Raw genomic sequence first — 9,635 nt, 5'->3', positions numbered from 1 at the left:
CCGCCCCGCCCACCGGTGCGACCGCGACCACACCACCGCAGCCGCAGACGGCGGCCCCACAGCACCCGACAACCTCGCACACCTGTGCCGCCGCCACCACACCGTGAAGCACCACACCGCCTGGCGGGTCCGACACCTCGGCCACGGAACCCTCCAATGGACCTCACCCACCGGACGCCACTACGAAGACCACCCACCCAGCCTGGTGAGATTCGTCCCCGAACCCACCACGCCGGCCGAGCCACCACCCTTCTGACGCCGCGCGTCGCGGGCGCCTCGGGCATGTTGCTCGAGGATGGTGGGGCTCGATGTCGAGGTGAGCGGGAACCATACGATGGGGAAATGGACTTCCTCGCCGCTCCAGTTCTCAGCAATGAGTTCGTGCGTGTGGAACCGCTCAGCGCGGCGCATCGCGCCGACCTGGTCGACGCCGTTCGAGTGGGCAATATGTGGGAAGCCTGGTACACCCACATTCCCTCGCCGGACGAGATGTCGGGGACCATCGAGAAACGTCTCGCCGCGCACGCTGAGGGCTCGATGGTTCCGTGGGCTGTGATCGATGCCGCCTCCGACCGTGCCGTCGGCATGACGTCGTACCTGAACATCGAGCCGACGAATCGACGCCTGGAGATCGGAGGCACGTGGCTGGGCAGGAATGCGCAAGGAACAGCGATCAACCCCGCCGCCAAGCTGTTGCTGCTGAGTCGCGCGTTCGACGATCTGGGCTGCGGGGCGGTCGAGTTCCGCGCGCACTGGCACAACCGGCAATCCCGCACGGCCATCGAGAAGCTGGGCGCCAAGCAAGACGGCGTGTTGCGCAACCACACGGTCTTCGAGAACGGGACCATCCGCGACACGGTCGTGTACTCGATCATCGACGGGGAATGGCCGACCGTGAAGTACGGCCTTCAGGAGCGCCTCAATGCCCTCCGCTCCACCGAGAGCTCGCGCTAGCAGAGACAGGTTCCCGCGACACGCCCTACCGCGACTGCGCGACCAGTCGCCGCACGACGGGGGCGTATCCCTCCGCCGACACGGTGACCGTGATCTCTCCCTCACCCGTGGCGCGCACCACGGCGAGCGCCCGTCCGTCGTGCGTGCGACGCGACGGACCGGCGAACGACTCCGTCGTCCGCGCACGGCTCGACCCGAGCGCCGCCAACTCGCCCGCGCCGGTCACCTGGACCGTCACCTCCGTGTCGCGGTCGCACACCACGGCGCCGTCTGCACCGGTATCGGCACTGGCTTCAGCGGCATCCGCGAGCTCGATCACGAGATGGGCGAGGCCGCCGTCGGCGTCCACGGCATCCTGTTCGGCACGAACGCGCAGCGCGAGCGCGCCCGCGGTGACCAGGTCGGTGCGACCCACCTCCACCCCGCCACGCCACGCGATCGCCACCAGCCGCCCCGGGCGGTAGTGCGTCTCGAACCGCGCGATGAGCGGCCGCGGGTCGCCCACCGGCGCCCGGCCGATCAGGCGGTCGCCGTCCGCGTCGACCAGACGCAGCTCGACCTCCTCGGCATCCGCGTACACGTCGACGGTCACCGGCGCACCCGCCTCGACGGCCCACGACCACGACGACACGACGTCGTCCCACGACCAGGGCGTCTTCTCCACCGGCCGGCCGTGGTGCGCGGGCCGGTGCACGGCGATCGCCGGCGCGCGGCGCAACCCGAACGCGATCTCCCGGTAGAAGGATGCCGGGGTGCGCCGCCCCGTCAGATCGATGTCGCCGCACTGCGCGAGCAGATACGGGTACGGCCCGGCCGTGCCGGTCGAGCGGTACCCGTCGACGTCGGTGTACTCCACCCGACCGATGCCGGCCTCGCCGACGTAGTCCCACCCGGTCCAGGTGAAGTCGCCGATGACGTGCGGCAGCCGGCGCACCTGCTCCCACAGGTGCGCGATGCGGTCGGGGAAGGTCTCCGAGCCGACGATGATGCGGTCGGGGAACAGCTCCGCGTCGAGCTCGTAGCGGGCATCGCCGTAGTTGAAGCCGACGACGTCGAGCACGGCGGCCGACTCCTCCGTGGAGCGGGTGATCAGCTCCGACGCGTTCGCGGCGGCCATCTGGGCGCCGAGTCCGGCCATCATCGTGTTCGGGTCGGTCGCGGCGATCTCGCCGAGGATCTCCGGCAGCCGCTCCATGTTCGCGATCACGCCGTTGATGCCGTTGGTGACATACCGGGTCGGGTCGAGCCGGCGGAACTCCTCGGCGATGCGCCGGCTCCACGTCGCGCCGTGCGGCGTAGCCAGCTCGAGGATCTCGTTGCCGATCGAGTACAGGATGACGCTCGGACGGTTGCGGTCCTTCGCGACGAGCGCGGCGACCGACGCGGACCACCAGCCGTCGAAGCCGACCGACGCGTCGAAGCCCGTCTTGGCGCGCGTCCACACGTCGCTCAGCTCGTCCATCACGAGCATGCCGTGTCGGTCGCAGGCATCCAGCAGCGCCCGGGAGGCGGGGTTGTGGGCGCTGCGGATCGCGTTGAACCCGGCATCCTTCAACAGCCGCACGCGCCGGTCTTCGGCGTCGGGGTGCGTGATCGCCCCGAGCGCGCCGTTGTCGTGGTGGACGCACGCGCCGCGGAGATCCACCACGACGCCGTTGATGCGCAGACCGTGCTGCGGGTCGAGCTGCAGGCGCCGGATGCCGAAGCGGACGGCATCCTCGTCGAGCACCGCACCGCCGCCCTCCACCTCCTCCCCCGCCGCCTCATCGGCGAGCACCATCCGCACCTCGTGGAGGGCGGGATCGTCGGGCCCCCACAGCGCGGGGCGCTCGACGATCAGGCGCGCCCGGGCGACGGCCGACGCCCCGGGCAGCACCGTGACGGGCGCGTGCGTCGCGGCGACCGTGCCGCCGCGGGGATCGACCAGCTCCCAGCGCAGCCGGAGCGTGCGGGTGTGACGCGTGAGGTTCTCGACGCGCGTGGCGACCTCGACGACCGCACGCTCGGCATCGATGTCGGGGGTGGTCACCGTCGTGCCGTCCAGGCTGAGATGCACCGGGTCGGCGACCACGAGGTGGACGGGCCGGTAGATGCCGGCACCCGTGTACCAGCGACTGTCGCGGTGGGCGCGCGCCTCCACCGTGATCGTGTTGGTGCGACCGAACCGCAGGAACGCGTCGACGGCCACCGCGAACGCCGCATAGCCGTCGGGCTGATGCGCCGCGAAGTCGCCGTTGACGTAGACGACGGCGTCGCGGTAGACGCCCTCGAACTCGATCGTGACGCTCTTGTGCTCCCACGCGGCGGGCACCTCGAAGGAGCGCGCGTAGACGAACACCCCGCCGGGGATGTAGCCGGTGTGGACGCCGCCGTCGTTGTCGGCGCCGCGGGGAAGGTCGCGCAGCGCATCGTGCGGGATCGCGACCGGCACCGGCGCCGTCGCCGCCTCCCGGCTCTCGAACGCGGCGAGCTTGGGCGCGACCGTCCACCCCTGGTGGAAGGGCAGCCGGATCACGGGGCGACGTCCGGCTCGGCACCCATCCGCGCGTCGAGGATCTGCTCCAGCGCGTCGAGGTCGTAGCCGCGCACGAACCCGCGGAAGAACTCCGCGAGCGCCTCGGCCATGTCCGTCGACGTCGGGTCGAGCAGCCACTGCACCTGCAGGCCGTCCATGAGCGCGGTGGTCGCCACCGCGGCGCGGAAGGGATCGATGGTGCCGATCAGACGTCCGTCGGCCTCGATCTTCCGAAAGGCCGCCGCAATGCTGGAGCGCACGTACTCGTAGCGGCGCAGGAAGTAGCCGTGCGCGGGGTGCGTCGGCGACGTGGCCTCGGCCGACAGGGTGCAGAAGAGCTCGATGACGCCGGGGATCGAGGCGTTGTAGCGGGCGAGCTGCACGAGCGCGCGCAGCGTCTCGACCCCGTCCTCGTCGTCGAAGTCGACGACCTTGCGCGACTGCTCGTCGCGGTGGTCGAGCACCGCGAGCAGGAGCGTGCTCTTGTTCTTGAAGTGGTGCAGCAGGCCGGCTTCGCTCATGCCGACGCGCTGCGCGATCTCCCGGAGGGATCCCGCCCGGTAGCCGCCCTGGGCGAACACCTCCAGCGCCGCATCGAGGATCGCGTTGCGCGTGACCTCGCTCTTGGCGTATTCGCCGCGCTGTGCGCGTCGCGGTGTCGTCGTCTCGGTCATCGTGACCATCGTGCCCCATCCCGGTCGCCGCGGTTCGGCGCCGTCGGCACCAGTGTGCACGGTTTCATAACGAAAACCTAGTAGTCGTTAGATATTTGACTTCAAAACCTAGTGCTCCTTCGGATTTGCTGCTAGCGTCCCCCGACAGGGCGGTCCGCAGGGGTATCGCCCACCCGAGAAAGGGACCAAGGATGTTCCGTTGGAAGGCCACAGCAGCCCTCGCGGTCGTCGCTGCACTCGCACTCACCGGCTGCGCCGGTGGCGGGGAATCCGGCGGCGGCAGCGGGTCGAGCAGTGAGCGGGCAGACCGCCTCACCCTCATCACGATCGCCGCCCCCACGAGCTACGACATCGGCGCGGGCGCCGAATGGGGAAACCGCAGCGAGTACTTCGAGGCGGTGTTCGACACCCTCCTCCGACAGGACTCGAAGGGTCAGCTCCAGCCCAACCTGGCCACCGAGTGGTCCTACAACGACGACAAGACGGTCCTCACGCTCACGCTGCGCACCGACGCGACCTTCACCGACGGCACGCCCGTCGACGCGAAGGCCGTCGTCGCCAGCCTGGAGCGCTTCCGCGACGGCACGTCGCCGCAGGCGGGAACCATGAAGGGCAACGTCTACGCCGCCACCGACGACCACACGGTGACCATCACGCTCACCGCCCCGAACCCGGCGCTGCTCAACTCGCTCTCGCTCGCCCAGGGCCTCGTCGCCGCCCCGTCGTCGTTCACCGACGCGGACGTCGCCACCAAGCCGGTCGGATCGGGCCCCTACATCCTCGACACGGCCGCCACGGTCACGGGCACGACGTACGTGTACACGGCGAACCCCGACTACTGGAACAAGGATGCCGTCAAGTACGACAACCTGACCGTCAACGTGATCGACGACACCACCGCCATCCTGAACGCCATCAAGGCCGGCGAGGCCAACGGCGCGAAGATCGCCGACAACACGACCATCAGCGAGGTCGAGGGCTCGGGCTGGACGATCGCGTCCAACGAGCTCGACTTCCAGGGCCTGCTCCTGTTCGACCGCGCGGGCACGATGAACCCGGCGCTGGGCGATGTCAAGGTGCGCCAGGCCATCAACATGGCCTTCGACCGCGAGGCGCTCCTGCAGTCGCTGCAGAGCGGCTACGGCACCGTCACCGAGCAGGTCTTCCCCACCTCCTCCGTCGCGTACGACGCCGCGCTGGACTCGACGTACGCCTACGACCCCGAGGGCGCCAAGAAGCTGCTCGCCGAGGCCGGCTACGCGAACGGGCTGACGATCAGCATGCCCTCGGTCGCCGCCTTCCAGACCTCGTTCGACCTGATCAAGCAGCAGCTGCAGGACATCGGCGTCACGGTGCAGTACACCGACACCGGGACGAACAACTTCATCTCCGACATGCTGACGCCGAAGTACCCGGCGACCTGGATGGCGCTGCAGCAGGACCCCGACTGGCAGCTGATCAACTTCATGATCGCCCCCGGCGCGACCTTCAACCCCTTCAAGTCCCAGGACCCGAAGGTCGACGAGTACATCGCGACGATCCAGACCGGCTCCACCGAGGAGTCCGACCAGGCGCTGAAGGACCTGAACAAGTACCTGGTCGACCAGGCATGGTTCGCCCCGTTCTTCCGCGTGCAGGGCTCCTTCGCGACCGACGCGAACACGACCGTCGACTTCTGGCCGACGAACGCCTACCCGTCGATCTTCAGCTTCTCGCCGAAGAACTGATCCGCCGCGCTGCCCGCCTGCGGCCTCCGCAGGCGGGCAGCGCCGCTCGAACCCGGAGAGAGCCATGCTCACCTTCATCCTCAGGCGGATCGCCTCGGGCGTCGTCCTCGTCGCCGTCATCTCCTTCCTCGCCTACGTTCTGCTCTATGCGGCCGGCGGTGACATCGCGCGCCGCATCCTCGGCGAGACCGCCACGGCCGAGACGGTCGCCAAGAAGACCGAGGAGCTCGGCCTGAACCGGCCCCTCCTGGTGCAGTACTGGGACTGGCTGACGTCGGCGCTCACGGGCGACCTGGGCCGCTCCTGGTTCAGCGGCGAGCTCGTCAGCGTCAGCGTGTCGGGACGCGTCGGCGTGACGCTCTCGATCGTGATCGGCGCCACCCTCGTCTCCGCGGTCCTCTCGATCGTCCTGGGCGTGCTCGCCGCCCGCCGCGGTGGATGGATCGACGGCCTCGTCCAGTTCCTCTCGCTCATCGGCTTCGCGATCCCCGGCTTCCTCATCGCCCTGGGCCTCGTGCTCGTCTTCGCGATCGAGCTGCACTGGTTCAAGGCGACCGGGTTCGTCCCCCTCACCACATCGTTCAGCGGCTGGATCGCGTCCGTGACGCTGCCGATCATCGCCCTCTCGCTGGGCGCCATCGCCACCGTCGCCCAGCAGGTGCGCGGCTCGGTGATCGACGCGATGTCCCGCGACTACGTCCGCACGCTCCGCTCGCGCGGCCTGTCGACGGGCTCCGTCGTCTACAAGCACGTGCTACGCAACGCCGGCGGTCCCGCCCTCGCGGTGCTCGCGGTCCAGTTCATCGGGCTGCTCGGCGGCGCCGTCATCGTCGAGCAGGTCTTCGCGATCCCCGGCATGGGCCAGCTGACCGTCAAGGCCACGACGCAGGGCGACATCCCCGCCGTCATGGGCCTGGTGATCGTCTTCGCGATCATCGTCGTCGTCGTCAACCTCCTGATCGATCTCGTTCAGGCCGCTCTCAACCCGAAGGTGCGTCTGTCATGACCGCTGTCGACGTTCCCCCCGCCGTGCCCGTGGCGCCCGTGCGCGTCTCGCTGATGCGCCGGCTCGTGCGCCGCCCGCTCGGCCTCGTCTCCCTCGCGTTCCTCGCCCTGGTCGCCGTGATCGCGATCATCGGTCCCGTCATCGCCCCGCAGGACCCCAACTACGCCGACATCCGCGCGATCCTCGCCCCGCCCGGCGGCGCTCACCTGCTCGGCACCGACAGCGCCGGCCGCGACGTGTTCTCGCGTCTGCTGCTGTCGACGCAGACCAGCATCGCCGCGGCGCTCGTGGCGCTGATCACCGCCCTCCTGCTCGGCGTCGTGGCCGGCTTGATCGCCGGCTACTACCAGGGCTGGTTCAACACGGTGGCCACCTGGGTCACCGAGCTGAACATGGCGCTTCCGGCGATGGTCGTCCTGCTCGCGGCGCGCGCCGCGCTGGGCCCCTCCGTGTGGCTGTCGATGCTCATCTTCGGCGTCCTGCTGTCGCCCGCCTATTTCCGGCTGGTGTTCGCGTCCGTCACGGCCGTGCGCGCCGAGCTCTACGTGGATGCCGCGCGCGTCTCCGGCCTCAGCGACGTCCGCATCATCGGCCGCCACGTGCTGTCGGTCGTGCGCGCGCCGATCATCATCCAGTCGGCGATCATCGCGGGCATCGCCATCGCGATCCAGTCCGGCCTCGAGTTCCTCGGCCTCGGCGACTCGTCGGTGCCCACCTGGGGCGCCATGCTCAACGACGGCTTCAAGAGCATCTACAAGCAGCCCACGCTCATGCTGTGGCCGTCGCTGGCCATCGCCCTGACCTGCATCGCCCTGACGCTGCTCGCCAACGTCATGCGCGACGAGCTCGAGCGGACCGTGACGGTGCGCCGCAAGCGCCGCCGCGCCGTCACGACCGCCACCGGCTCGATCGCCGCGGTGACGACGTCGGTGCGACTCGGCGGCGGCGACCTCGTCGACCCCGACGAGCCACCGGTCCTCGACGGTGCCGACGTGATCGTGCACCCCGAGGACGCGCGCAGCAAGGCGAGCGCGACGGTGCTCCAGGTGCGCGACCTGCGGGTCGGCTACGACCAGCCGGACCGCTCGCACATCGAGGTGGTGCACGGCGTGTCCCTCGACATCCGCCGCGGCGAGGTCCACGGCCTCATCGGCGAGTCCGGATCGGGCAAGACCCAGACGGCGTTCGCCGTCCTGGGGCTGCTCCCGCGCGGCGGCACCGTCACCGGCGGCTCGATCCTCTACGAGGGCACCGAGCTGGCCGACGCCTCGGAGCGCGTGTACTCCGGCATCCGCGGCAAGCGCATCGGCTACATCCCCCAGGAGCCGATGAGCAACCTCGACCCGTCGTTCACGATCGGCAGCCAGCTGGTCGAGCCGTTGCGCAAGAACCTGGGCCTGTCCAAGGCCGAGGCACGCGAGCGCGCGCTCGATCTGCTCGCCCGCGTCGGCATCCCGCAGCCCAAGCGCACCTTCGACGCCTACCCGTTCGAGGTGTCGGGCGGCATGGCCCAGCGCGTGCTGATCGCCGGCGCCGTCTCGACCGACCCCGACCTGATCATCGCCGACGAGCCGACGACGGCCCTCGACGTGACGGTGCAGGCCGAGGTGCTCGATCTGCTGCGCGACCTGCAGGCGGAGCGCAACATGGCGATGCTGCTGGTCACGCACAACTTCGGCGTCGTCGCCGACCTCTGCGACCGCGTGACGGTCATGCAGAACGGCCGCTTCGTCGAGCAGGGCCCCGTGCGGGCGATCTTCACCGACGCGCGGCACCCGTACACGCAGACGCTGCTGGACGCCATCCTCGACGAGGGTCCCGCCCGCGGCCCCCTCCTCCCCACCACGAACGGAGCCGGAGCATGAGCGCGCCGCTGCTGGAGGTCACCGACCTCGTCGTCGAATACCCCGGCAAGGGCTTCCGCGCCGAACCGTTCCGGGCGTTGAAGGGCGTCTCCCTCGACATCCTGCCGGGCGAGACGGTGGGCTTGGTCGGCGAGTCCGGATCGGGCAAGACGACGCTGGGGCGCGCCGCGCTCGGGCTCGCGCCGGTCACGGCGGGGACGATCCGCTTCGACGGCCAGGACATCTCGCACCTGGGGCGACGGGAGCGCCGCGCCCTGAGCTCGCAGATCCAGGTCGTCTTCCAGGACCCGTACTCGTCGCTGAACCCGTCGATGACCATCGAGCAGATCCTGACGGAGCCCCTCACGGTCGCCGGCGTCGGCTCGGCGGAGGCCAAGACCCGCGTACGGGAGCTGCTGGATCAGGTGGGCCTACCCGGCGATGCGCGCAGCCGCCTGCCGCGTGAGTTCTCGGGCGGCCAGCGCCAGCGCGTCGCGATCGCCCGCGCCCTCGCGCTGAGTCCTCGCCTCATCGTCTGCGACGAGCCCGTGTCGGCGCTGGACCTGTCGACCCAGGCGCGCGTGCTCGACCTGTTCGTCGAGATCCAGGAGCGCACGGGCGTCGCCTACCTCTTCGTCACCCACGACCTCGCCGTCGTCCGTCACGTCAGCCACCGCGTGGCCGTCATGTACCGGGGCGAGATCGTCGAGGCCGGCGACGGCGACCAGGTCACCTCGCGGCCGCAGCACCCCTACACACAGCGGCTGTTCATGGCGGCCCCCGTGCCCGATCCCGACAAGCAGGAGGAGCGCCGCCTCGCCCGACGAGCGGTGCTCGCGGCCGAGGCCGCCGCCTCCTCCGACGCCGCCTGACGACACGACGCCCCCGGGTCTCGCACCCGCCCTCGAAAGGATG

At 70.2% G+C, this 9,635-nt stretch carries 7 protein-coding genes and 1 pseudogene; 6 read left to right on the top strand and 2 right to left on the bottom strand.

The features are described 5' to 3' along the window. Both AC1Q49_RS03505 and AC1Q49_RS03500 read left to right on the top strand, forming a co-directional pair. Positions 1–256: pseudogene (locus AC1Q49_RS03505) on the top strand (HNH endonuclease signature motif containing protein); the annotation flags it as partial. An 86-nt stretch (positions 257–342) separates the two neighbouring features. Further along, entirely contained in the window at positions 343–954 is a 612-nt protein-coding gene (locus AC1Q49_RS03500) for a GNAT family N-acetyltransferase (RefSeq protein WP_492490956.1), read from the top strand. A 25-nt stretch (positions 955–979) separates the two neighbouring features. Here AC1Q49_RS03500 and AC1Q49_RS03495 read toward each other — a convergent pair whose 3' ends face one another. Further along, on the bottom strand, positions 980–3,469 hold the full coding sequence (locus tag AC1Q49_RS03495; RefSeq protein WP_492490955.1) for a glycoside hydrolase family 2 TIM barrel-domain containing protein: 2,490 nt from the start codon (positions 3,467–3,469) through the stop codon (positions 980–982). Then, positions 3,466–4,143, bottom strand: a complete 678-nt coding sequence (locus tag AC1Q49_RS03490; RefSeq protein ID WP_060959074.1) for a TetR/AcrR family transcriptional regulator — start codon at positions 4,141–4,143, stop codon at positions 3,466–3,468. Before AC1Q49_RS03490 ends, AC1Q49_RS03495 begins: the two co-directional genes overlap by 4 nt. 191 nt (positions 4,144–4,334) lie before the next feature. Here AC1Q49_RS03490 and AC1Q49_RS03485 point away from each other — a divergent pair, with 191 nt between their 5' ends. The 4 genes from AC1Q49_RS03485 to AC1Q49_RS03470 all read left to right on the top strand — a co-directional run bounded on the left by AC1Q49_RS03485 (position 4,335) and on the right by AC1Q49_RS03470 (position 9,592). Beyond that, positions 4,335–5,870 carry an ABC transporter substrate-binding protein gene (locus tag AC1Q49_RS03485; protein ID WP_060958966.1) on the top strand — a complete coding sequence of 512 codons (1,536 nt, stop codon included), beginning with the start codon at positions 4,335–4,337 and terminating at the stop codon, positions 5,868–5,870. Between the two features lie 64 nt (positions 5,871–5,934). Next, positions 5,935–6,876, top strand: a complete 942-nt coding sequence (locus tag AC1Q49_RS03480) for an ABC transporter permease (protein ID WP_060958965.1) — start codon at positions 5,935–5,937, stop codon at positions 6,874–6,876. After that, complete coding sequence (locus tag AC1Q49_RS03475; protein WP_061782563.1) at positions 6,873–8,741, top strand: dipeptide/oligopeptide/nickel ABC transporter permease/ATP-binding protein; 1,869 nt, start codon at positions 6,873–6,875, stop codon at positions 8,739–8,741. The genes AC1Q49_RS03480 and AC1Q49_RS03475 overlap by 4 nt, the downstream gene beginning before the upstream one ends. Then, positions 8,738–9,592, top strand: coding sequence for an ATP-binding cassette domain-containing protein (locus tag AC1Q49_RS03470; RefSeq protein ID WP_492490954.1), 855 nt, complete (start codon positions 8,738–8,740; stop codon positions 9,590–9,592). Before AC1Q49_RS03475 ends, AC1Q49_RS03470 begins: the two co-directional genes overlap by 4 nt. Positions 9,593–9,635 lie beyond the last annotated feature (43 nt).

The organism is Microbacterium sp. MPR-TSA4 (genome assembly GCF_058792815.1).
This window is presented reverse-complemented; position numbering and strand designations above follow the sequence as displayed.

Coding starts and splice junctions, on each gene's coding strand:
- AC1Q49_RS03500 (WP_492490956.1), top strand. CDS start 343: ATGGACTTCCTCGCCGCTCCAGTTCTCAGCAATGAGTTCGTGCGTGTG.
- AC1Q49_RS03485 (WP_060958966.1), top strand. CDS start 4,335: ATGTTCCGTTGGAAGGCCACAGCAGCCCTCGCGGTCGTCGCTGCACTC.
- AC1Q49_RS03480 (WP_060958965.1), top strand. CDS start 5,935: ATGCTCACCTTCATCCTCAGGCGGATCGCCTCGGGCGTCGTCCTCGTC.
- AC1Q49_RS03490 (WP_060959074.1), bottom strand. CDS start 4,143: ATGACCGAGACGACGACACCGCGACGCGCACAGCGCGGCGAATACGCC.
- AC1Q49_RS03470 (WP_492490954.1), top strand. CDS start 8,738: ATGAGCGCGCCGCTGCTGGAGGTCACCGACCTCGTCGTCGAATACCCC.
- AC1Q49_RS03475 (WP_061782563.1), top strand. CDS start 6,873: ATGACCGCTGTCGACGTTCCCCCCGCCGTGCCCGTGGCGCCCGTGCGC.